Genomic DNA, 20,782 nt, shown 5'->3' on the forward strand with positions numbered 1-20,782 from the left:
TCAGGTTCCGGCATCGAAGGTCAGCCGGCGAATCAGGTCGTAGCGGCTGAGGAATCTGCTCATCGGTGTCAGGTCGAAATCATCGCCTGCGCCTCGACCCATGAGCTCCTTGCGTTTCGTCAGCCAGGTCTCCACGCACCTTCGCTCCACGGTCAGCTCGTCCTCGCCGAACGCGGCGAGGGCAGTGCGAAGGGTGGCCGGCGGCTCGGAGATCTCGTCGGCGGATGCCAACGCGAGACGCTTTGCCAGGTACGGCGTACCTTCGTGCAGGACTGCCATGAAACAAGTGGCCATCCGCTCGGTCGGCTGTCCGCCCTCCGCCGACAGCGGCGGTGCCATCGCGAGCAACAGCTGGCAAATGTTGACGAAACGCTTGACCCGGCGCGGTGTTCCGCCCATCAGGGGTGCGAGCGACTCGATGAAAGCGAGTTCCTCCTCGGTCAGCTGAAGCTGCGTGGCGTCGAGGTCGAGCCAGCTGCCGAAGTCCGTCAGCATCGCGGTCACCAGCTCTTCCTCGCGCTTGCCGAGTTGCAGGGTGTCACCTCCGCCGCCGGCAGTGATCGGCTGTGCTGCCACCGATGGCAACAGCAGTCCGCGCAACAGTCGTCGCCGGGCGTCGTCGTCGAGATCCTCCACCCAGAACGGGATCTGGAAGATCTTCTCCACGTAGTCCATCGCCTTCGGCTGCTCGCCGGCCTCGTCCGGCGTCGCGTCGAGCGCGGGCAGCGCGTCGTGCAGGGCCGATCGGAGCCAGCGCGTGTCCACCGCGACGACCACGACGAACAGGGGGAACGACAGCAGCAGGTGCACCGCCTCCAGAACCTCGACCACCTTCTTCGGTGGGCATCGATCCAGATCGTCGATGTACAACACGATCCGGTTCGGCGGTCCGCCCGCGGCCAGTGGTGTCTCCCGGTTGAACTCGGCGGTCAGGTCGGCGAGATCCTGCAGGTCCTGATGAACCTTGCTGATCAGGCCCAGCTGGCTGCGGTAGTCATCACTGGCCCCACGACCGGCGACGAAATCCGCCAGCGTGGTTCCGACCGTGTAGGCATCGCGCCTCCGCTCCAGTTCGGTCTGCCGGTCGCGAACCTCGTGCGCGACCGTCTTCGCGGCTCCCACGTCAGCCTGCGTCGTTTGGAGTTGGTCCTTGGCTGCGCTCAGGTCGTTCTTGACCTCGGTGACGGCCGCCGCGAGCTCCTCGTCGACCTTGCGCTCGGCTTCGGCCAAGGCCTCTTGCTGGTTCGTGGCGAAGTCTGCCACCGCCTTGAGCGCCAACGCCGCCAAGGGAATCAGCGGAGCGAGACTCGTCACCAGGCTGGCGAGTGGTGGAGCCGACAGCTTGTCCATCACGAACGCGACCACCGGTACGACGGCCGCCGCCAGTGCCACGTAGACGACTCGCCAGCCGGTCCAGAACTTCTTCTGCAACCATGGGCTGGTTCGGCTGGCCACCACGGCCCGCCGTACCTCGGCGACCCCGTCGGCCACGGCCGCGGCCGGCGTACCGTCGAGCTCGTTCTTGCCAGCGGCAACGACCGTCTGGACCAGCGTCGCGCGAGCGACGGATTCGAGTTCACCGGTGATCATCCTGTCCCGGAGCTCCGCGGTCGTCCGCACCACCGCGTCGAGGTGCTCCTCCTTCTTCCGAACAGCGTCGGCCGCCTTGGTCTCGGCGCCGCGCAACCTCTCCAGCTCCCGCTCGGCAGCAGCGACCTCGTTCTTCGTGGCGTCCAGGCTCTCCAGGATGTCTGTCCGCTTTCGATCGGACAGCGTCTGCTGCGCCGGACCCAGCTTGTCGAAGATCTTCTCCAGCAGCGACGCCCAGAGGTTGGTCTCGACGTACTCCCAGGCGTTGAACTGGATGTGCGCGACATTGGGCCAGACGGTGAGGTTGGCCTGCGCGGTCTTGCCGGCCAACTCGCTGAGCTGGCAGATCCGGTGCCGGATCTTGGCCATCAGGAAGCTCTTGCCGCTGCCCCACTGACCGAACAGGCCGATGGCCAGCGGCGGCACCAGGGTGCGGGACGAGATCAGGTACGCGAAGGCGTCGGCCTCGACGCTGATGTCGACGAAGTCGGCTGTCGGATCGACCACGTCACTGCTGAACGCGGCCAGGCTGGCCGGCCGGCGCGGAAAGGTCCCGGCCAGCCACTCCCCCAGCTTCTTCCCCGCGATCTCCTGCTGCGGGACCAGTTCGACCAGAAAGGTGCGATACCGATCGGCGAGCGTACTCACCGAGAGGCCGGATCGGTTCAGCGGGCGTTGCAGAGCCTGCCGGAAGAATTGCGACTCGGCCAGCAGCGCGCCGACCAGGTCGGCGAGGATGGGCGTCCGCCTGGGGGCGAGCCGGTCCGCCACCGAGATGACCTGAGTGACCTGCTGATCCTGGCCGAGCGGGCTGGCGCCGACGGTCGCGGCCGCCTGCCGGAGGCTGTCCAGCGTGATCTTCGGAAAGTCGTCCGGCAGCAGATCACGAGCGGTGAGCCCGAAGTACCCGATCAGGCGCCGCATCTCGCCGTCCGGATCAGGATGAGCCAGCAAGGTCCCGAGGAACAGGTCCGGCTCGCTCACCGTCTGCCCTGCCCCCCGCAACGCCGCCGACGCCTCCGCCCACCGCAACGCCTCCGCGAACGACCCCGACCGCCCCGAAGGACTCCCACTCGCAGCCTGAGACATCTCCCCCACCCCCAGCTGGCACGATACGACGCCGCGCGCGGCGAGAGCAGATCTCTAGCCGGGTGGGGCCGGAGTCGGGCCTGAGACCGCTGCCGCGTAGGTCTCCGGTGGCAGTGTTGACGGGTTCGCCGCCTTGCCCGGTTGGCGGGCCAGCAGGCCCTTCCCCAGCGAGCCCATGGTGGTGAGCAACGCCAGATTGAGTGCGGTGCCCCAGTCGAACGTGCCGACGTTGAAGACGCCGACAGCGACGATCGATGCCGCCAGCGACGAGAGGAATGTCTTCGCCAGCCGGACAACAACGTCGGGCCAGAAGGTGAGTTCGGTCATCTTGGTCAGGTACTGCAGCGCGGTGAGGATGACCGAAGCCACGGCCGCGCCGATCGCGAGGGTGCCGGAGTACTTCCACGGAAGGTTGCCGGCGGAAATCTCCGTACCGCCCGCGAGGAGAGTAGCGAAGAACATCTGCCCGGCAGACCAACCTGCCCTTTCCAGGAAATCGAATACGACTGCCCGCATTGTCAACTTCTTCGTTGCCATTGCCGCCCCCTAGAACAAAATCAGATAGGCACAGGATCGCCGCGCCGGCAACCGATGACAATCTCCTGTCGGCAACGATGCACCGGATGGTGCAGAATGCAACCCTCGCGGTGTCCGGCTTTCTCGGCGAGGATGAGGCGTCATGTCCGAGGTAGCGGTGTCGGCAGCGGAATTGTGGGCGCCGCGACATCCTGGGAGCTGACGTCCAAAGGTGACGAACCGGCCGTCGTCCTCGAGAAGGAACAGGTCGTGGCTGGCCACCAGACCACCCATAACAGCGGTGTCATCCAGGCCGGCATCTACTACAACCGGGCAGCCTGAAGGCAGTGCTGTGTCGGGACGGCGAAGCACTCGGTGAACCCGGACCGCGGCGCCCGGGTCGGGACGTCAGTCACCGTATTCGGCGCGATCTCCGACAGCCGCAGACCGACGACGTCGACATGGGGGCCGGAACTGGGCCGCCACCGGGGCCGCGCCGCGAACCTCCGAGATCACACCTCTTTACGCACCTCAATCAGCGCGAGACGATGGCCAGCGACGGGAGCTCTTGCGCACGACCGAACGAGCAGAACCCTTACCAGTAAGGGATTCTGCTCATCTTTGACAACTCACGATCAACCTCAGATGGAGATCAGCCGTTACGGAGTTCGACCAGCGGGCGCCGCGTCGAGCTCGAACCGTGTGGTTAAGGTGCGTGTCCCTCCTCGGACACACGCACTAACCACACGCGGGGCAGGTGTGATCGACACTTCGGCTACCTGTGTCCGATGGTCGTAATCGACCGCCAGCCGAAGAGCGTCGTACAACTCAGCGAGCTCTCGCTGGTTCGCTCGAACCTCTTTCGGCGTCAGCCGCTCCGGGTACACGATCGTCTCCAGCCCTGCTTCGGCCGCCGCTTCTCAGCATCGGCAGCGTTGTACTACGCGGTCAACTGGCAGGATCCCAGCCCGCATCCAACGCACGCCGAAGCCCCGACATGGTCCCTTCGGCCGCATCGTTGACCTTCGTGCTGAGCTGATCCGCCCGCAGATACACCGTCGGCGGATGCTCCAAGGCAGCGCTTGATCCAGCGCTCGACGAATGTCGCCGAACAGATCGACCATCGTTCGAATCTCCCTCGGCGTCAGCGGCTGTGGATGGCCGGTGGGCATCCGCCAGATGTCCGCTCGGGGACTCGACTCTCAATCCAGCCTGTCCCTGGCGGCAGAAGAGCGGCCCCGCTGGCGTTGAGCAGCCGGCCCTGGCCAGCCGGAAGCGCAGAGCACGGTTGCGGAGGAGGATGTGAACCAGGCAGTCATGAGGCGGCCGCGCGCGCTGATAAGCGCAACGCGCGCGGCCTAGTGACCCTTCGGCCCGCGGGCTTGTGGCCACCTGACACACCGGTGCCCAAGAGTATTCAGTCGCTCACATCCCGAGGGCAGAGGGCGGACGGTACTACGAAGACTGCTGATCGTCGCCGGCTGCACGGGCAGAGTCTGCGCCATCACCGTCGACCGCTGACCGCTGACCGTCAGGCGATCGCCTGTGTGGGGGTGAGTTTTGTGCGGAGGTCGTCGAGGATCTTGCGTAGTTCGCGGGAGACCTGCATCTGGCTGAGGCCGATCTCTCTGCCGATCTCGGTCTGGGTCCAGCCCTCGATGAAACGCAGTTCCAAGATGCGTCGTTCACGCGCTCCCAGCTCTGCCAGCACTGGCCGCAACATGTCAACCGCTTCCAACTGATCGACCGTCCGGTCCTCCTCGGCGGCGACCAGATCTACCAGCGTCAGATTCGCGTCCGCGTCTGACGGGCGGTCCAGGGACAGCACGTTGAAGCAACCGCTCGCGGCCATCGCCTCCTCGACCTGGTCCACCTCCAGGCCGAGGTAATCCGCGACCTCGGCCCGGGTCGGGTCGCGGTTCAGCTGTTGCTGCAGCTCGGGCAGCTTGGCCATGATCGAGCCCTGGAGCTCCTGCAGCCGGCGTGGGATCCGCACGGTCCATGCGCAGTCGCGGAAATACCGCTTCACCTCGCCGCGGATGCTCGGGATCGCGAACCCGATGAACGGCGTATCCGCGTCGAGCCGGTAGTGGTGAGCCGCGTTGACCAGGCCCAGGTAGGCGACCTGCTCGACATCATCGGCCTCGGCGCCACGTCCGCGGAACCGGCGGGCGATCCCGCGCGCGATCTCGATGTTGAGCTCGACCACCTCATCGATCAACGCCTGTCGCTCCACGTCGTCGGACGTTCGCTCCCGGCGCTGCAGCAGTTCCTGGGTAGCGGCTTCACGCGCGGCCCGCTCGTCGGGCGTCGAGCACTGCGTCGGTACTGTCTCGTCGGTCTTTCCAGAAAGCATGATTGACCTCGCGACCCTCGAGACACGGCGTGGCCACATCCCTGGACCACGGTCAAGTTCTTGGTGCTGTCAGCTGGCGACGGCGAACAAGTTCGGCGATGGTTCCTCGGCGCTCGGCAGGTGTGGGGACGGGTCCAGCAGCCGGATGCAGGTGCCGGTCCGGTCGGCGAACACCGCGTACCAGCCGAGCGACGACCGGACCGGGGCCATCAACCAATCCAGGTCCGGGGTGATCGCCGAAGAAGACCCCGAGGTCGCCCACGTCGTACACACCCCCGGCGCCGAGCGCGCTCTCGGCGGGATCACGGACCAACACGATCGTCGCCGCGCCGCCGCGCGGTCCGAGCATGGCCGTGTCGTCGTCGGGCCACCCAAGCGGTTCGAGCCCGAGGCTGCGGTAGTCGTCCACGCTGGCGTCCAGGTGGTCGACCGGCCGGAGTTCGAACAGCAACTTCATCAGAGTCCCTCCTCCTGGCTCTGCCGGGCCTCGCCCGGCCGTTGTGTCGATGCTCGGCGGACCTCGTCAGCCCGGTCACCGAGCTCGGAGATCCGGTCCGCGATCCGCGGATGATCGACGGTGAGTCGCGGGCCGGCATCGGCCAACGGGCCGAGCAGGGCCGCGGAGTCGTCGTCGCCCAGCGCATCGTGGATCCGGTCCACACTCTCCTGGGTGGACCGGTCGAGCCCGTCCAAAGCGGTGACCTGCCCCGCGAGCCGCCGAAGATCAGCAGCGTTGCCCCGCGCCCAGGTAGCCACAGCCCGGTCGCTCGCACGCTGATCCCGGGCGGCCTGGACACGCTGCTCGCCGGTCATCGCGGCGCCGGCGGCCTGCGCGTTGATCCGCAGGTACCGCCGCTCGGCCGCCTGCCTGCTCGCCACCCCCAGCGCCGGCGCCAGCTGGGCCCAGCTGGTGCCGGCGGCCCGGGCTTGCTCGATCAATCTCGGTTCCCACTCGGCCAGGTGATCCCGCACCTCGCGGATCCGGACCAGCGCCTCGAGCAACCGGGCGGCCGAATCGTCGCCGTCAGCATCGAGCTCGCGCAGTACACCGGTGACGAAGGCCAGCGCATCGGTCGCCTCGTCAAGTCCGTCGGGCGGCTCAGCTCGATGCATCTGGGTTCCCCTGTGTCGCGGGCCAGTCAGGCGTTGATCTGGCGCGGCTCGGAATCCCCGCCACTGATGGAGATCTTGCGGGGCTTGGCCTGCGCGGCGACCGGGATCTTCACCGTCAGTACGCCGTTCTCGTACTCCGCCGTGATCCGATCCGCGTCGGGTTCCGCCTCGACCATGTCCCTGGCGACGAGGCACCGCTGGAGTTGCTGAGTCAACCGGTCCAGGTCCCGGCACGGGTCGGTGCGCATCAACATCGTCCACCTCCAGACTGTCGACTTCGGTGTCAATACGCAGCACCGTTCTAACACGTCATCGAATGGATGACAAGCAGCATCCGTCATCCATTCGATGACGTGTTCGTCGCCTCTGAAGAGGGCATGTGGGCGCGTTTGAAGCAGCGGACGTCACGCCCCGGTGAGCACCACGACGGTCGGCAGCAGCTCGCCGTACCAGACTCCGGATCTAGGCGTTCGCTGTACCGCGCGCCGAAGCTCGATGGCCGCCCTGATTCCGGCAGCGGCTTCGGTGTTCAATCGCCGGGCTTCGGTGCCGGGGAGTTTGCGTGTGTCGATCAGTTGCTGAGTGACGTCGCGCAACTTGGTGTTGGTGTCTTGCGAGTAGCGTCTGAGCACGGTGAAGGCCCGGTCGCCGTCGAGGTCATAGCGTTCCATCAGGATGCCATCCCGGGACGTATTGCGCCCCCCTGCGGCGGCCGCCGGCCGAGCACGAGTCGACCGGACCCTCGAACAAACGCCGAGGACATCGTCATGAAGGGACTCGCATCGTTGCCGAGAGCCGTTGGTGGGTGGAACGAACGATTGTGGCGGGGTACAGGTGCTACGTCGTCGGTGGACAGGTCCCTGCCAGCCGGCAGGCCAAATAGCACGAGGGGGTTGGCGATGGACGCTCAAGATGTCGAGACCTACTGCGACAACGGTGTCTGGAAGAACCGCCGACCCGGCTGTGAGCCGTTCTCCAGCGGCGGCCCACGGCTGCGGCAGGTCGCGATCGGGGCCGAAGTCGCCCGGTGGGCGCAAGCCCAGCACATCATCCGCGACGCCGCCGGCGCGGTCGTCGAGACCAACATCTACGGCTCGGGACGGTTCCCACCCCGTTCACCGATCAAAACGATCCGGCCGACCACCGACGCCTGATTCGATGGGCCGGCTGTGTCCTCATGCCTCATAGCCGCCGGCCGATGTTGTTGCTAAGAGCAAAGAGGCAGGCTCGGGCACCGCGGACGTCCGGGCATGGATCACCTTTCGAGCGGGTACCCGGACTCGCATCGAGCCGATTCTTCATGCCGGCTGACGGCGGGCACACAGTGAGCACAGATCCGCGCAGTCGTGACCCGGGCCCGACCAGCAGGATCCGGAGCGGCAGCCGCATCCGGGACACGGCGATGCGATGAGTCCCGAGCCCAACTACGGCGAAGACAGCTATCGCGGCGGCGGCAAGCTGACCGGTCGGGGGGCTCTGATCACCGGCGGCGACTCCGGCATCGGACGGGCCGTCGCGCTCGCCTTCGCCGCGAAGGAGCCGACGTGATGATCTCCCATCTGGCCGCGGAGGAGAAGGACGCCCGCGAGACCTGTCGCCTGGTCCGGGACGCCGGGCGTACGGCGGCCGCCGTACCCGGAGACATCCGGGACGGGCGCGGCGATCATCAACACGACCTCGATCCAGGCCTATGACCCGTCGCCGAACCTCCTCGACTACGCCACCAGCAAGGCCGCCATCCTCAACTTCACCAAAGGTCTGGCCCAGGAGCTCGCGCCCCAGGGCATCCGGGTCAATGCCGTCGCCCCTGGACCCATCTGAACCCCGTTGATCCCCGCGACCATGCCGCCGGAGAAGGTCGACGAGTTCGGCGCCGACACCCCGCTCGGTCGAGCTGGTCAGCCCGCCGAACTCGCACACCGGCGTAGGTATAGGCGCCACCGGCGGCCGCCCGTTGCCCTAAGCCACCATCATCTGACTGCGCCGTCCCGCGGATTCGATCCAGCTCCAAGAAATGGATGTCATGGGAACTGTCGAGGACCAAGTCGTAGCCGCTGCTTTGGCCCGGGCGGACGCGTTGGCCAGTGCGAATGGCGAGCAGTGGTCTGCGACACCGCAGTACTGCGGTGCGTGGTGACCGACCGCGTCGGCCACGGTCGTGGCATCGACACATTCCGGATGCCGATGACGCAGACGTGGGTCCAGGTCGACGACCGATGGCTCTGTCTCGCCGGACATGCAGGTCCACGTCTGACGGATGACTGATCAGAATCCGGCCAGCGGCTGGGGTCAGGTGAAGATGCTGACGCCGCCGGGACCGACGAGGAGGCCGATGATGATCAGAGCGATGCCCCAGATCAGCTGACCGCGAACGATCGAGAAGATGCCGGCGATCACCAGGATCGCCGCGATGATCCACAGAATGAGACCCACGGTAGTTCCCATCACTTGGGCCGGACCGATGCTTGCCGGCGAGTTCCCCGCGCCAGAGCCTCTGTACCCAACTTCAAACGACCGGAGTCAAAGCCGTTGTCCGTCACGTGGCCGAAGTGAGTGTCCTTGGGCGGTTCATGTTTGCGGAGGGGGGTACCGATCGGGCGTGGATGAGCAACGCTTGATCGAAACCGCACGTCGGCTCTCGAGTCGCTGACTCCGGGTGATCTGGACCATACCCTGGGTCGGATCACTGCGGCTGCGGTCGAGGTACTGCCCGACGTCGACTACGCGAGTATCACCGTGAAGCGCGCCGATGGCCGGCTGGAAACTGCGGCACCGACTGACGACATGCTGTTGAGACTCGACGCGGCGCAGTACGAGTTGCAGGAAGGGCCCTGCTACGACGCCGCGACGGACGCGGTGCACGTCAGCGCGCCGAACTTGGCGGCAGATTCACGATTCCTCCGCTACGCAGCCGTCGCGGTGGAGGCCGGCATCCGGGCGCAGGCAGGCATCCGGCTGTTCGATGCCCCCAAGTCGCAGGGCGCGCTCAACCTGTACTCGCTCCACGTGGGTTCGTTCGAGGATCTCGGCGCCCTCGGTCAGCTCTTCGCGCACCAGTCCGCCGCGGTGATCGACTATGCGCAGGAGATCCAGAACCTCCAGGAAGCCGTGCGGACCCGGACCACCATCGGTCAGGCCGTCGGCATCCTGATGGAACGCTACAAGCTGACCGATCAGCGCGCCTTCGCGTTCCTCACCCGGCTGTCCCAGGACGGCAACGTCAAACTGCGGAAGCTCGCCGAGGACCTCAACGCGACCTTCGACAAGGACAACTGACCTACTGCTGCGGGACGGAGTCGGCCTTGACGGCGTTTCGCTCGCCGAGGGGACGCGGCGCGCCCTTCGTCGTGTCCCGGGCGGTCTGCTGCTCGGCTTCGGCGTTGATCTCGGCTCCGAGCAGTACGGCGTACGCGGTGAGCCACAGCCACAACATCAGGACCACCACCGCGGCCAGACTGCCGTAGGTCTTGGCGTAGTTGCCGAACGTCTCGACATAGATCGAGAAACCGATCGACGCGATCAGCCAGATGACGGTCGCGACCACGGCGCCCGTGGACACCAAGCGGATGCGTGGGGCGTCCCGATCCGGCCCCAGCCGGTAGGTGACCGCGAGCGCCACCGTGATCAGTACGACGGCCAGCACCAGCCGTACCGCCTCGAGCAGGATCCGGACCGGCGTGGCCACATCGTTCCCGATCGCCGCGCCGGCCGTGAACAGGGCGATCGCGAGCAGGACAAAGACGATCGCGCCCAACGTCATGCCCAGTGCCAGGAGCTTGCGGCGGACGAACCCGCGCGTCTCGTCCTCGTCGTACGCGAGGTTGACAGCGGTCAGGAGGTACCCCGCACCTCCTGACGCGCTCCACAACGCGGCCACGACGGCGATCGCGACGCCGATCCCCAGCCCCTGCCGTGGCGCCGAGGTCAGAGCGTCGAGCTGCTGGAGCAGCAGATCGCGCCCGACGCCGGCATGGCCGCGAGACCACTGAAACTAGTCGCCCGGTACCCGCCACCAAACACCCAAACCAAGCAACTCGACCGGCTGCGATGGAATCTCGACCGCATCGCTCGGCACGCGCAGGGCACCGGGAGTCATGAACCAGCGTCTTGCTCTCGTCACCGGAGTCACGGGCTACATCGGTGGCCGCCTCGTGCCGGAACTGCTCGAGGGCGGCTTCCGGGTCCGCGCGATGGCACGGAACCCAGACCGGCTCCGAGATCACGACTGGTACGACGAGGTCGACGTCGTCGAAGCGGATGCCGGGGACCCACGGCAACTGCGGGCGGCGATGAACGGCGTTGACATCGCCTATTACCTGATCCACTCCCTCGGCACCGGCCGGCGGTTCGCGGCGCGCGACCGGCACAATGCCTTGACGTTCGGGACGGCTGCCAGGGAAGCCGGCGTGCCCCGCATCGTCTACCTCGGCGGCCTCTACCCCGAAGGCGAGGAACTCTCGCCGCATCTGGCATCCCGGCGCGAGGTCGGCGAGATCTTGCTGGCATCCGGCGTACCGGTCACTGTGCTGCGCGCGGCCGTGATTCTCGGTTCCGGTTCGGCGTCGTTCGAGATGCTGCGGCACCTCACCGATCGCCTGCCGGTGATGGTCACCCCCCGCTGGCTCAGCACGCGGATCCAGCCGATCGCCGTACGCGACGTCCTGCACTATCTGGTCGGCAGCGCGTCGATGCCGGCCGGCGTGAGCCGCGGATTCGACGTCGGTGGGCCTGATGTCCTGACCTATCGCGACATGATGCAGCGCTACGCGAAGGTTGCCCACCTCAACCAACGACGCATCGTCCTGCTGCCGCTCCTCACGCCGTCGCTGTCGAGCCACTGGATCGGTCTGGTCACCCCGGTACCGAGCAGCATCGCCAGACCGCTGGTCGACAGCCTGGTCCACGAGGTCGTCTGCAAGGAGCACGACATCGCGAAGTACGTGCCCGATCCGGAGTCCGGACTGATCGGCTTCGATCGGGCGGTGGAACTCGCGCTCAAGCGGGTCCGCGACCTGGACGTGACAACCAGCTGGGCGTCGGCGTCAACGCCGGGCGCGCCGAGCGATCCCCTGCCGAGTGATCCCGACTGGTCCGGCGGTTCCTTGTACGTGGACGAGCGCGAGGCCGTAGTACCCGCGAGCCCCGACCGGCTATGGAGGGTGATCGAGGGCATCGGCGGCGGAAACGGCTGGTACTCCTGGCGCCTCGGTTGGTGGGCCCGTGGCCTGCTGGACCGACTGTTCGGTGGTCCGGGTCTGCGCCGCGGCCGGCGCAATCCACGTGACCTGTCCGTGGGCGATCCGCTCGACTGGTGGCGCGTCGAAGAGATCGAAGACCACAGGCTGCTCCGGCTCCGCGCCGAGATGCGGCTCCCCGGCCTGGCCTGGCTCGAACTCGTGGTCGACCACGACGACGCGGGAAACACCGTCTTCCGCCAACGTGCGCTGTTCCACCCGCGCGGCCTGCCCGGCCACCTGTACTGGTGGGCGATCAAGCCGTTCCACGGGCTCGTCTTCGGCGGCATGCAACGCAACATCGCCTCCGCCGCCACAGGCGCACTCTGACGGAGCCGAGTGGTGCCGGTGTCTGAGCCGTCGGATCAGTCGCCGGTCTGATCGTTCGGAGCATGCACAGGTTTCGACTGCGATGAGGAACGCTGGCGCAGGTAAACCGAGCCGCCGATGATCGCCGCGACCGCGAGGAACTCGCTCTGCCAGTTCTGGAACGACTCGAACCAGAACTGCGACGTACGCACGTACTGCCAGGCCGTGACGGCCTGGCCGCCGTGCAACTGCTGATCCTGGCTGTACGCACCCGCGCCGGTCACCGCATGCAGCCAGAAAGACAAGAAGAAGACGATCCCGAAGGCGATTGCCAGCGAGTTCTCGTACAACCGCAACACCAGCTCCGACCCATGCCGCACAGGCCATGGAGCCCTGGCATCGCTGCGATGGTCCCGCGGATCCTCGTCCTGCTCGGCGGGTCCGCCGATCGGCCGGGACTCCGCCGACCCCTTCTGCACCAGGAACGTCGTGAGCAGCACATACATCCCCATCTGCAAGAACTCCGACTCCCAGTTCTCGAAGACCGTCTCACCGAACGACGACGACCCGGCATACGCGGCCAGTGACTCGGTCGGCTGACCGTGATCGGACAAGTCCTCGTTCTCGTGCGCGTGCCCGGTGAGCAACACGCCCACCAGGAACAAGGCGAACAACCCCAGATTCACCAGCAACAAGGCCCGCAGCCGAACCCAACGCATCAGCACCATCCCGATCCACGCCTATGGCCGCCAGGTACCCACGAGTCCTCGCCTCACTCGCCCGAACGACCTGACGCACTACGCCTGATGGGAGCGGCAGGCGGGATTGCGCCGGGGTACCGGGCCCGGCACCAGACCCGGCGAGAGGAGCTTGAAATGCCCGTTGATGTTGTCGATCTGATCATGCAGGACCACCGCGAGGTCGAACGGTTGTTCGAGGAGCTCAAGGAGAACCCGGAGAAGCGCCCGAACCTGCTTCCGGTGCTCACCACCTTGCTGACCGCTCACAGCAGAGCCGAAGAGGCAGAGGTCTACCCGGTGGCCGCGGCGGAGGCCGGTGAGAAGGAAGAGGTGTCGCACAGCCAGCAGGAGCACATCGAGGCCGACCAGCTGCTCGCGAAGCTCGCCAAGACCGATCCGACGTCGGCCGAGTTCGACAAGGCCCTGCAGAACCTCGTCGACGCGGTGTCCCACCATGTCGAGGAGGAGGAGACCAAGGTTCTGCCCGGGATGCGCTCGAATCTGTCGGACGAGCGCCGTACCCAGCTGGGCGAGGCCTTCGTTGCCAGTCGCAAACAACACCTCGGTGAACAACCTGGCGACATCACCCGGGACCAGCTCGCGCAGCAAGCAAGCAACGCCGACATCTCAGGGACGTCCGGCTTGACCAAGGACAAACTGCAGAAGAAGCTGCAGAGCGAGGCCGACAGCTGATGGATGTTGCACGAGGCGGAAGCGACCGGAGGTGGTCCGCCGCATGATCCCAGGTCCCCGGTGTTGAGACGACAGCACCAGGGACCGACCAACACTCAAGGCGTCAGTCTTTGAAGGCGTCCTTCACCTTTTCGCCGGCCTGCATGAGGTTCGCCTTGGTCTGGTCTGCCTCACCTTCGGGGCGCCACGTAGGGCTTGGACGTCGTTGTGTGGGTAACCGTCCGCACAGCCGTCGGCCTGGGCGTCTTCGCCGGAACCGGGGCGATGGGCGGTGCGGTGCGTCTGGCTTCCGACGGCGCGAGGTCAGTGGTGGTCGGGAGCTGATCATCTGTGGCTCCAGAGAGGACGCCAATAGTCGCCGGCACCGCGACAGCGGCGAGCGCGGCGACCCCGATGAACACCGTTCTCATGGCTTTCCGACGTACGGGCAGAATCACCGTTGTCGCCATGTCGGCTTCTGACACCAAGACGATCGGCGGCCGGACGCCGTTCGCTATCTCACCCGCGGTCGGTCGTTGGCCGCGTCCTTCGTCAGCATCCGGAGAGTCAGCGCCTCGAGCTCACTGGGCAATTCCGCCCGAAGCTCCGTCGGTGGTGTCGGTTCGCGCTGGACGTGCTGAAACATGACCGACGCAGGACTCTCGGAGACGACCGGTGAGGAGCTGGTACAGCACACACCCGAGGGCATAGACAAAGGTTGTCAGGCTTGATGTCCCGGTGGACGATGCCCTCCGCATGCGCGGCTGCCAACCTGGCAGCGGCCTGCCTGATCATGTGCTCGGCCCGGGCCGCCGGGAGCGGACCGAGCCGCCTGAGCTCTTCGCCTTCCGTTCGGCCCCGAACAAGGTCCATTGCCAGGTAGTAGGCCGCGCCGTACTCACCGAAGTCAGAAGCGGCCACCACATGTGGATGACGCAGCCGTGCACTGGCACGCGCTTCGCGCAGGAAGCGCTCCCCGCGGCAACCGTGTTGGGGATGGGCAGCATGACCTTGACAGCCACCTCGCGGCCCAACACCACATCGGTCGCCCGGTACACCTCCCCCATCCCACCGCGCCCGATGGCGTCGACAACCCTGTACCGGGCCGCGATCATCTCTCCCACTCGCCTCACCGCTGTTCGGTACTGCGCTGACCGTCATCGAAGCCGGCGAAACACTGCTGATCCCAGATGTGGCTACCGAAGGCAGGTGGTCACCGCAGTGGAGCGAGCGTGTCAGGGCGGCGGGCGTCCGATCCGCGATGCACTTGCCCTTGATCGTGGCCGGAGGCGCCGAGGCAGTGCCGAGCCTGTACAGCGAGCACGCCGATGGATTCGATGCCGATGACATCGCCGTCGCGCACATCCTTGCCAGGCACGCCGCAGTCGCGATCGCGGCCGCCAGGAGCGGCTCGTCCATGGCACAGGCTGTCGACGCCAGAAAACTCGTCGGCCAGGCGATGGGCATCCTGATGGAGCGCTACGATCTGGACAGCGATCGCGCCTTCGAAGTCCTCAAGCGCTACTCCCAAGACAACAACCGCAAGCTCCGCGACGTCGCCCAAGAGCTGATCGACACTCGAAAGCTACCCGCTAGAACTGAGTATTCTGCCTGCACTGCGGGCACATGGCCTCCAAGGACGGCGCGATCTCGAGGTCGGAGCCGTCCCAGGTTCCGGGTGTTGAGACGACAGCACCAGGGACCGCGCAACTTCTCAAGGGGTCAATCCTTGAACGGGTTCGCCAGCGTGCGCCTGCATGAAGCAGCTTGCCCCAGTTCGATTCGAGCCACCTTGGACCGAGTCCAGCCGATGCAACTGCCGTCCTTCTCGGCTACTGCGTGCTGGTCAGCTCACTGCTTGCTGAGCTCGGTGATGGTCAGGCCTGTCACAGTCGTTTGGTGAGGGGTGAGCAGGTCGTCCTGCTCGATGGTGAAGGTGACGGTCAAGATCGGCGTCGAGGGATCCGTTTCGTCGATCTCGTCGACCACGCCCGGTGTGCCGGCTGGGATCTTGCCCTGCCAGAAACCGCCGAGGTCCGTCACCGCGGCTACCTCGTCCCCGCGCTGGAAGCTCATGTCGCCACTCGGGTACGGCCGGTCCGGACGCTCGTCACCCCCGGTGGACATCGCCTCTGCCATCGCCTGCACCCCTCCCGATCAGTCACTTACACGCCCCAGGTACCCATCAACATCTCGTCCGAGTCAGGTCACGTGATGCGGGGACCGGCAGTGGACGCGTAGCTACAGCGAAGCCGGACGCCAATTAAGGAAATCTTGATGACCGCGAGTCTTGCCGCGACCGTTCTTGGAACACCCGATCCGCCGGCGCTGGCCGACTTCTACCGCGAGCTCCTGGGCTGGATCGAAACCAGCCGAGAGCCGGGGTGGGTTCGGTTGCGCCACCCTGACCATGAACGCCCCGGACTGAGTTTCCAACTGGAATCCGACCACATCCGGCCAGTCTGGCCGCAACGCCCCGATGCGCAGCAGATGCAGGCCCATCTCGACGTCGAGGTCCACGATCTCGACCGCGAAGTGGAGCGTGCCGTGAACCTCGGCGCGACCATGGAGCAACACCAGCCACAACCCGACGGCGTACGGGTCATGCGCGACCCCCACGGAGACCTCCTGTGCCTCTTCCTGCCAGGCTACTGAGTGGGGTACCTCAAGACATGAACATGAAAGCTGCAGCTCGTGAGTGACGCCGTTGTTGTTGGTACCGGGCCGAACCGGGCTGGTTGGCGCGAATTTGCTGGTCGAGGCCGGATGGGACGTCGTACCGCTGGAGGCCACCGACGAGATCGCCGGCGCGGTTCGTAGCGCGACGGACGTTGACGCCTCGTTTGTGCACGACACTTTCAGCTCGTTCTGCCCGCTGGCGGCCGTGTCGCCCACGATCAAGAATCTGAATCTTGGCGAGTACGGCTTGGAGTGGTGCAACGCGCCGGCGCCTGTCGGAAACCCATTACGCAGTGGCGGTTGGGCTCTCGTCCACCCTGATCCTGCCGACACCGCGGCTTCCCTGGACGTGCAGGCCGCAGGCGACGACAGGCTTGGCTGGACCTGAACTCCCACTGGGAACGCGTCGGCCCGGCTGTGATCGACGCGCTGCTCACCCCGTTCCCGCCTGTTCGTGCAGGTATCGATCTGCTCCGCCATCTCTTGGGTCCGCGAGGACCGTAACGGTTGCTGCTTCTGATCGGCCCGGTTCGCTCGGTAGGTGACCGGGCCCATGCCGGCTTCGTCCAGCGTGGTGCGCGGGTACGTCGACGTTCAGTCGCCCGGCCGGTGCCCCTGACCGATTTGCCCGATCAGCCGACAACCACCGACGACACGAGGGCCTCCGGCTCCACGAACGCACTAGGTGACGACGCCGCAGAATGTCTTGTTCCAAGGCTGCCGTCTCTATCGGGTCAGGGACTCCATCTCAACTATGCTTGGGTTGTAGTGGTTGGTGGGTACCTCGTGTAGATGAGCTCTCCGACTCAGCAGCTTGCGCCTGCTCTCGATATCGATGCCCGCCTGACCGAGATCGAGCGCGGCTTGGACCTGCTGCTGAACATCACGCCGGTCAATGCAGCAGAGGCATGGGCGGACTTCGAACGGTCTGACTTCGGGATGGCGCCGACTCTGCGGCTCAGACCGCTGGAGTTCGAGCCGGACGTGGTACGACGTGATCTCTACAGCCTCGAGATCGAGAACGTCACCGACCCTGCGCTGCACGCACTCTTCGGGGCGAAGCGCGACGAGATAGCGCGACAGATCACGGTCTTGGAGGATCGCGACACGTCACGGTTCGTGTACGGGTCGCTGCAGCTGTATGGAGGGATTGCCCAGCCTCTCGCGTCCGCCGCGGATAGGCTGCTCGAGAACATCCCAGCCCAGGCTCCCAGCACCCGGAGCGTCACGGCCGGCGCGTTCGCGGAGGCGGCTCGTGCGGAGTTCGATCGGTACCGTGCGGTGTATCCGGACTTCCCGGTGCACATCGAGGTGCGCGACGATATCTCCGAACTGATGGTGTCGTTCGGTTGGCTGCTCATCCCCGAGGCCGCCACTATCAGGGCGGATCGCGTCGAGCCGTTGCTGCATCACGAGGTCGGCACCCATGTCGTCACCTACCAGAACGGTGCCAGGCAGCCCCTGACGCTGCTGACGATCGGATTGCCGGGCTACGACGAGACCCAGGAGGGCCTTGCCGTGCTCGCCGAGTACCTGACCGGCGGGTTGGATCCGCGGCGTCTGCGCGTGCTCGCGGCGAGGGTTGTTGCGATCGGCCAGATGCTCGACGGCGCCGGATTCCTGGAGATCTTCGAATCGTTACGGGCAGAACATCGGATACCGACGAGGACCGCCTGGTCCATCGCCATCCGGGTTGTCGTGGGGGGCGGTTCTGTGAAGGACGCGATCTACCTGCGTGGGATCACGCGCATCCTCGAGGCCCTCGCCGAGGGCAGCAGCCTCGATGCCCTCTTCGTCGGCAAGCTCGCGTTGGATCAGATCCCGTTGATCCAGGATCTGCTCGACCGCAAGGTGCTCAAGGCGCCATGGGTGCGTCCACGCTGGCTGGACGTGCCCGGCGCTCAGGAGCGCCTTGACAGGCTGCGCGCGGGTGCGTCGGTCACGGACCTCTACGAAGGAGATGTATCGGTATGAGGCTTGCCTTCTTCGTCAACGACGTCGCTACCGAGGTAGACGAGTACACGACTACGCGGCTGGCGAGGGCCGCCGCTCAGAGTGGGCATGAGGTTTGGTACGTCGGGGTCGGAGACGTCGAGCTCGGGGAAAGCGATGGGCAGTTGGTCGCCCGGGCTCATGCCGCAGAGTTCGAGAGACACGACACGCTCGAGGTCTTCATGGAGCGCATCAAGGAGCGCGATGCCGAGCGGATCGTCATGGACGACCTCGATGCCTTGTTCCTCCGCAACGAATCGATCGACGATCTGCAGGAGCGGCCGTGGGCAAGTCCACTGGGCGTGGTTTTCGGCCAGATGCTGAAGGCTCGAGGCGTAACGGTCGTGAACGACCCGACGTCACTCACCCGCGCCACGAGCAAGCTCTACCTGGAAGAGTTCCCCGAGAAGATCCGGCCCCGATCGCTGGTGACACGCGACCCGAAGGCGATCGAGCGGTTCGCCGGCGATGTCGGCCACTGCGTTGTCAAGCCTGTGTACGGATCCAAAGGCCGGAACGTGTTCATGATCGAGGACGCGGGCGAAGCGAACCTCGCGCAGATGACCGAGGCGGTACTCCAGGACGGCTACGCGATCGTCCAGGAGTTCGTCGACGGCGGCGAGGACGGCGATGCCCGGATCTTCCTGCTCGAGGGACAGATCCTCGAGCGCGACGGGAAGCCGGCCGCCTTCCGGCGGGTGCCCACGGGTGGCGACCCACGGGCCAACATCAGCAAGGGTGGACGCTCGGTCCCTCTCGAGATCGGTGCCGCGGAACGCGGCATCGTCGAAGCAATGAGTGAGAAACTCGTGGCCGACGGCATGTACTTCGTCGGCATCGATGTGATCGGCGACAAGGTGGTGGAGATCAACGCGGAGAGCCCCGGCGGGATGCAGAGCGTCGAAAGGCTCTACGACATCGACGTCTGCCCAACCATCATCGAAGCCCTCGAGCGCCGCACCCGCTCGAAGCCCTGAGCCACCGCGCTGTTGTGCCGAAATGAGGTCGCCGCCCATGGCGTCCTCTACACCGACCTGCTGAGGCAGCGCCAACCGCGATCAACCCATCCGATTGCTCCTCCTCGGCGTCGCCGACCGAGTCCTGCCGGAACTCGATGAACGCCTCTCCCGTACGGCGGACAGGTACTGCGCCAGCGCGGGCTCGACGTCCGGATGGGCGTCTCGATCGACGCGGCAAGCTTCGGGACCGGTATCCCAGGGCGATATCGCCACGGAACCGCGTCCGCACCGCCACCGACTGGTTGCTCGATGCCGTCCTGCGGCGCCAGACAACTCGACTCGGCGTCATCCCAGCCGACGACATACCACTCGAGACCGCGTCACCAGAGCGGGCCTGGGGTTGAACCCATGGCGTCGATCGCTCAGCGACTGTCCTGGTCCAGGAGGCGGTTCACCGAGCGTTCGAGTGCATTGCGGGCCTGCTCGTCGTCCAGACCAGCGCCGACACGGTCGACGGTGTCCGCGATGCTGTGCCCGTGTTCGTACTGCGTGACCACACGAGGGTCGACGTACGACGCCCGCGCGACCACCGGAGTGTTGCCGAGATGGTCGGAGACCTCCTCCAGCATGTCCTTGACGGCGGCGTCGAGGGCCTTCTTGGTCCGGGGCGGGTCTTGCTCCGCCAGATCCACGGCCGCATGGACGGTGGCGGTCCACGTACGCAGATCTTTGACCGTGTAGTCCTCGCCGACCAGTTCCTGGAAGCGTTCGTTGATCATCCCTGCGTCGATCTCGTGATAGCCGAACTTGTCGCGATAGACGAGGAGCCTCCGGTTCTTGTGACGGCCGCGTTTCAGAGACCGCACCGCGGCCGCGAGCCGGTCGTCGTCGAGCTCGAGCGAGCGCTGCTGACCTCCCTTGGCGACGAAGTCGAAGGCAACCTTGCTGTTGCTGACTCGGACGTCGTCGCGGAGCAGGGTGGCTGCGCCGCGGCTGCCGTACTCCTCGGCGTACTCTGTGTTGCCCGTCCGGAAGACACCGTAGTCGAGCATCCGCAACGCGACGGCCAGGATCCGGCGTCGACCGAGACCGCTGGCACACAGATCCGCATCGACCGCCTCGCGGAAGGCCGGCAGTTTGCGAGCGAGTTGACGGACCCGATCGTGCTTATCGGCATCCTGAGCCGAACGCCAGTCGTCGTGGTAGAGGTATTGTTTCCGCCCTGCCTGGTCGGTGCCGATCGCCTGGATGTGCCCGTTGGGATAGGGGCAGATCCACACCTCCGTCCAGGCCGGCGGGATGGCCAGCGTCCGGATCCGCTCGACGACGTCGGGATCCTTGATCGTCTTGCCATCCTTGTCCAGATAGCTGAAACCGCTGCCCCGACGCCGACGGGAGTACCCCGGCTGGTCAGGATGACTCCGGCGCAGTCGCATACCGCTCCAGTACCCGCCGCGATGCGATCGTCACAACACGGGCCGTCCCGGCTATCAGCCTGAGCCCCCAGTTCATCGTGCGGCCTCCCGTTCGTCC

Annotated in this window: 25 protein-coding genes and 1 pseudogene; 13 read left to right on the top strand and 13 right to left on the bottom strand. The window is 66.1% G+C overall.

Features of this window, described 5'->3' with window-relative positions; translation table 11 throughout:
- On the bottom strand, positions 1 to 2,679 hold the full coding sequence (locus OG558_RS35630) for a P-loop NTPase fold protein (RefSeq protein WP_405066913.1): 2,679 nt from the start codon (positions 2,677 to 2,679) through the stop codon (positions 1 to 3).
- 54 nt (positions 2,680 to 2,733) lie between these two features.
- Entirely contained in the window at positions 2,734 to 3,195 is a 462-nt protein-coding gene (locus tag OG558_RS35635) for a hypothetical protein (RefSeq protein ID WP_405066914.1), read from the bottom strand.
- Positions 3,196 to 3,348: 153 nt separating this feature from the next.
- Between OG558_RS35635 and OG558_RS35640 the strand changes: the two genes are divergently transcribed.
- Positions 3,349 to 3,537, top strand: a complete 189-nt coding sequence (locus OG558_RS35640; protein WP_405066915.1) for an FAD-dependent oxidoreductase — start codon at positions 3,349 to 3,351, stop codon at positions 3,535 to 3,537.
- Between the two features lie 1,189 nt (positions 3,538 to 4,726).
- On the opposite strand, the gene OG558_RS35645 is transcribed toward OG558_RS35640, so the two are convergent.
- The 5 genes and pseudogenes from OG558_RS35645 to OG558_RS35665 form a co-directional block, all read right to left on the bottom strand.
- Positions 4,727 to 5,551 (bottom strand): sigma-70 family RNA polymerase sigma factor, encoded by an 825-nt coding sequence (locus OG558_RS35645; RefSeq protein WP_405066916.1) that lies wholly within the window; start codon positions 5,549 to 5,551, stop codon positions 4,727 to 4,729.
- A 52-nt stretch (positions 5,552 to 5,603) separates the two neighbouring features.
- Entirely contained in the window at positions 5,604 to 6,008 is a 405-nt protein-coding gene (locus tag OG558_RS35650; RefSeq protein ID WP_405066917.1) for a hypothetical protein, read from the bottom strand.
- Positions 6,008 to 6,664 carry a hypothetical protein gene (locus OG558_RS35655; RefSeq protein ID WP_405066918.1) on the bottom strand — a complete coding sequence of 219 codons (657 nt, stop codon included), beginning with the start codon at positions 6,662 to 6,664 and terminating at the stop codon, positions 6,008 to 6,010. Before OG558_RS35655 ends, OG558_RS35650 begins: the two co-directional genes overlap by 1 nt.
- 26 nt (positions 6,665 to 6,690) lie before the next feature.
- Positions 6,691 to 6,912, bottom strand: a complete 222-nt coding sequence (locus OG558_RS35660) for an Hsp20/alpha crystallin family protein (protein WP_405066919.1) — start codon at positions 6,910 to 6,912, stop codon at positions 6,691 to 6,693.
- 303 nt (positions 6,913 to 7,215) lie between these two features.
- Positions 7,216 to 7,344, bottom strand: a pseudogene (locus OG558_RS35665) (ANTAR domain-containing protein); the annotation flags it as partial.
- A gap of 219 nt (positions 7,345 to 7,563) precedes the next feature.
- Between OG558_RS35665 and OG558_RS35670 the strand changes: the two are divergent.
- The 4 genes from OG558_RS35670 (at position 7,564) to OG558_RS35685 (ending at position 8,485) form a co-directional block, all read left to right on the top strand.
- Positions 7,564 to 7,818 carry a hypothetical protein gene (locus OG558_RS35670; protein WP_405066920.1) on the top strand — a complete coding sequence of 85 codons (255 nt, stop codon included), beginning with the start codon at positions 7,564 to 7,566 and terminating at the stop codon, positions 7,816 to 7,818.
- Between the two features lie 253 nt (positions 7,819 to 8,071).
- Positions 8,072 to 8,212 (top strand): hypothetical protein, encoded by a 141-nt coding sequence (locus tag OG558_RS35675; protein ID WP_405066921.1) that lies wholly within the window; start codon positions 8,072 to 8,074, stop codon positions 8,210 to 8,212.
- Positions 8,212 to 8,358, top strand: a complete 147-nt coding sequence (locus tag OG558_RS35680; protein WP_405066922.1) for a hypothetical protein — start codon at positions 8,212 to 8,214, stop codon at positions 8,356 to 8,358. The genes OG558_RS35675 and OG558_RS35680 overlap by 1 nt, the downstream gene beginning before the upstream one ends.
- A complete protein-coding gene (locus OG558_RS35685; protein ID WP_405072260.1) occupies positions 8,345 to 8,485 on the top strand; it encodes an SDR family oxidoreductase in 141 nt (46 codons plus the stop codon). Before OG558_RS35680 ends, OG558_RS35685 begins: the two co-directional genes overlap by 14 nt.
- Before the next feature lie 468 nt (positions 8,486 to 8,953).
- Here the strand turns inward: OG558_RS35685 and OG558_RS35690 are convergent, their stop codons facing one another.
- A complete protein-coding gene (locus tag OG558_RS35690; RefSeq protein WP_329477912.1) occupies positions 8,954 to 9,097 on the bottom strand; it encodes a GPGG-motif small membrane protein in 144 nt (47 codons plus the stop codon).
- Between the two features lie 351 nt (positions 9,098 to 9,448).
- On the opposite strand from OG558_RS35690, the gene OG558_RS35695 reads away from it, so the two are divergent.
- A complete protein-coding gene (locus OG558_RS35695; RefSeq protein WP_405066923.1) occupies positions 9,449 to 9,940 on the top strand; it encodes an ANTAR domain-containing protein in 492 nt (163 codons plus the stop codon).
- A 1-nt stretch (position 9,941) separates the two neighbouring features.
- Here OG558_RS35695 and OG558_RS35700 read toward each other — a convergent pair whose 3' ends face one another.
- Positions 9,942 to 10,616: a YihY/virulence factor BrkB family protein gene (locus OG558_RS35700; protein WP_405072261.1), complete on the bottom strand. Its 675-nt coding sequence runs from the start codon at positions 10,614 to 10,616 to the stop codon at positions 9,942 to 9,944.
- 142 nt (positions 10,617 to 10,758) lie between these two features.
- Here OG558_RS35700 and OG558_RS35705 point away from each other — a divergent pair, with 142 nt between their 5' ends.
- On the top strand, positions 10,759 to 12,228 hold the full coding sequence (locus OG558_RS35705) for an SDR family oxidoreductase (protein ID WP_405066924.1): 1,470 nt from the start codon (positions 10,759 to 10,761) through the stop codon (positions 12,226 to 12,228).
- 35 nt (positions 12,229 to 12,263) lie between these two features.
- On the opposite strand, the gene OG558_RS35710 is transcribed toward OG558_RS35705, so the two are convergent.
- Positions 12,264 to 12,926: a DUF6766 family protein gene (locus OG558_RS35710; protein WP_405066925.1), complete on the bottom strand. Its 663-nt coding sequence runs from the start codon at positions 12,924 to 12,926 to the stop codon at positions 12,264 to 12,266.
- A 156-nt stretch (positions 12,927 to 13,082) separates the two neighbouring features.
- Between OG558_RS35710 and OG558_RS35715 the strand changes: the two genes are divergently transcribed.
- Positions 13,083 to 13,640 (top strand): hemerythrin domain-containing protein, encoded by a 558-nt coding sequence (locus tag OG558_RS35715; RefSeq protein ID WP_405066926.1) that lies wholly within the window; start codon positions 13,083 to 13,085, stop codon positions 13,638 to 13,640.
- Positions 13,641 to 14,186: 546 nt separating this feature from the next.
- Here OG558_RS35715 and OG558_RS35720 read toward each other — a convergent pair.
- A complete protein-coding gene (locus OG558_RS35720; RefSeq protein ID WP_405066927.1) occupies positions 14,187 to 14,780 on the bottom strand; it encodes a protein kinase domain-containing protein in 594 nt (197 codons plus the stop codon).
- Between the two features lie 22 nt (positions 14,781 to 14,802).
- Between OG558_RS35720 and OG558_RS35725 the strand changes: the two genes are divergently transcribed.
- Positions 14,803 to 15,522, top strand: coding sequence for an ANTAR domain-containing protein (locus OG558_RS35725; RefSeq protein WP_405072263.1), 720 nt, complete (start codon positions 14,803 to 14,805; stop codon positions 15,520 to 15,522).
- Here OG558_RS35725 and OG558_RS35730 read toward each other — a convergent pair.
- Complete coding sequence (locus OG558_RS35730) at positions 15,471 to 15,758, bottom strand: hypothetical protein (protein WP_405066928.1); 288 nt, start codon at positions 15,756 to 15,758, stop codon at positions 15,471 to 15,473. The two genes, OG558_RS35725 and OG558_RS35730, sit on opposite strands and share 52 nt — an antisense overlap.
- A gap of 138 nt (positions 15,759 to 15,896) precedes the next feature.
- Here OG558_RS35730 and OG558_RS35735 point away from each other — a divergent pair, with 138 nt between their 5' ends.
- The 4 genes from OG558_RS35735 to OG558_RS35750 all read left to right on the top strand — a co-directional run bounded on the left by OG558_RS35735 (position 15,897) and on the right by OG558_RS35750 (position 19,267).
- Positions 15,897 to 16,274 carry a VOC family protein gene (locus OG558_RS35735; RefSeq protein WP_405066929.1) on the top strand — a complete coding sequence of 126 codons (378 nt, stop codon included), beginning with the start codon at positions 15,897 to 15,899 and terminating at the stop codon, positions 16,272 to 16,274.
- 43 nt (positions 16,275 to 16,317) lie between these two features.
- On the top strand, positions 16,318 to 16,686 hold the full coding sequence (locus OG558_RS35740) for a hypothetical protein (RefSeq protein ID WP_405066930.1): 369 nt from the start codon (positions 16,318 to 16,320) through the stop codon (positions 16,684 to 16,686).
- A 404-nt stretch (positions 16,687 to 17,090) separates the two neighbouring features.
- Entirely contained in the window at positions 17,091 to 18,272 is a 1,182-nt protein-coding gene (locus tag OG558_RS35745; RefSeq protein WP_405066931.1) for a flavohemoglobin expression-modulating QEGLA motif protein, read from the top strand.
- The gene (locus tag OG558_RS35750) at positions 18,269 to 19,267 is read left to right on the top strand and encodes a glutathione synthase (protein ID WP_405066932.1); all 999 of its coding nucleotides are present in this window, start codon (positions 18,269 to 18,271) and stop codon (positions 19,265 to 19,267) included. The genes OG558_RS35745 and OG558_RS35750 overlap by 4 nt, the downstream gene beginning before the upstream one ends.
- Positions 19,268 to 19,671: 404 nt before the next feature.
- Here the strand turns inward: OG558_RS35750 and OG558_RS35755 are convergent, their stop codons facing one another.
- Positions 19,672 to 20,685, bottom strand: a complete 1,014-nt coding sequence (locus tag OG558_RS35755) for a DNA topoisomerase IB (protein ID WP_405066933.1) — start codon at positions 20,683 to 20,685, stop codon at positions 19,672 to 19,674.
- Positions 20,686 to 20,782: the final 97 nt, after the last annotated feature.

This window comes from Kribbella sp. NBC_01510 (assembly GCF_045040325.1).
GTDB lineage: Bacteria > Actinomycetota > Actinomycetes > Propionibacteriales > Kribbellaceae > Kribbella.

Bases quoted from the DNA above. Each gene is read 5' to 3' on its own strand.
- OG558_RS35630 (WP_405066913.1), bottom strand. From the start codon at position 2,679: ATGTCTCAGGCTGCGAGTGGGAGTCCTTCGGGGCGGTCGGGGTCGTTC.
- OG558_RS35635 (WP_405066914.1), bottom strand. From the start codon at position 3,195: ATGCGGGCAGTCGTATTCGATTTCCTGGAAAGGGCAGGTTGGTCTGCC.
- OG558_RS35640 (WP_405066915.1), top strand. From the start codon at position 3,349: ATGAGGCGTCATGTCCGAGGTAGCGGTGTCGGCAGCGGAATTGTGGGC.
- OG558_RS35645 (WP_405066916.1), bottom strand. From the start codon at position 5,551: ATGCTTTCTGGAAAGACCGACGAGACAGTACCGACGCAGTGCTCGACG.
- OG558_RS35650 (WP_405066917.1), bottom strand. From the start codon at position 6,008: ATGAAGTTGCTGTTCGAACTCCGGCCGGTCGACCACCTGGACGCCAGC.
- OG558_RS35655 (WP_405066918.1), bottom strand. From the start codon at position 6,664: ATGCATCGAGCTGAGCCGCCCGACGGACTTGACGAGGCGACCGATGCG.
- OG558_RS35660 (WP_405066919.1), bottom strand. From the start codon at position 6,912: ATGCGCACCGACCCGTGCCGGGACCTGGACCGGTTGACTCAGCAACTC.
- OG558_RS35670 (WP_405066920.1), top strand. From the start codon at position 7,564: ATGGACGCTCAAGATGTCGAGACCTACTGCGACAACGGTGTCTGGAAG.
- OG558_RS35675 (WP_405066921.1), top strand. From the start codon at position 8,072: ATGAGTCCCGAGCCCAACTACGGCGAAGACAGCTATCGCGGCGGCGGC.
- OG558_RS35680 (WP_405066922.1), top strand. From the start codon at position 8,212: ATGATCTCCCATCTGGCCGCGGAGGAGAAGGACGCCCGCGAGACCTGT.
- OG558_RS35695 (WP_405066923.1), top strand. From the start codon at position 9,449: ATGCTGTTGAGACTCGACGCGGCGCAGTACGAGTTGCAGGAAGGGCCC.
- OG558_RS35705 (WP_405066924.1), top strand. From the start codon at position 10,759: ATGAACCAGCGTCTTGCTCTCGTCACCGGAGTCACGGGCTACATCGGT.
- OG558_RS35710 (WP_405066925.1), bottom strand. From the start codon at position 12,926: ATGCGTTGGGTTCGGCTGCGGGCCTTGTTGCTGGTGAATCTGGGGTTG.
- OG558_RS35715 (WP_405066926.1), top strand. From the start codon at position 13,083: ATGCCCGTTGATGTTGTCGATCTGATCATGCAGGACCACCGCGAGGTC.
- OG558_RS35720 (WP_405066927.1), bottom strand. From the start codon at position 14,780: ATGACGGTCAGCGCAGTACCGAACAGCGGTGAGGCGAGTGGGAGAGAT.
- OG558_RS35730 (WP_405066928.1), bottom strand. From the start codon at position 15,758: ATGGCAGAGGCGATGTCCACCGGGGGTGACGAGCGTCCGGACCGGCCG.
- OG558_RS35735 (WP_405066929.1), top strand. From the start codon at position 15,897: ATGACCGCGAGTCTTGCCGCGACCGTTCTTGGAACACCCGATCCGCCG.
- OG558_RS35745 (WP_405066931.1), top strand. From the start codon at position 17,091: ATGAGCTCTCCGACTCAGCAGCTTGCGCCTGCTCTCGATATCGATGCC.
- OG558_RS35750 (WP_405066932.1), top strand. From the start codon at position 18,269: ATGAGGCTTGCCTTCTTCGTCAACGACGTCGCTACCGAGGTAGACGAG.
- OG558_RS35755 (WP_405066933.1), bottom strand. From the start codon at position 20,685: ATGCGACTGCGCCGGAGTCATCCTGACCAGCCGGGGTACTCCCGTCGG.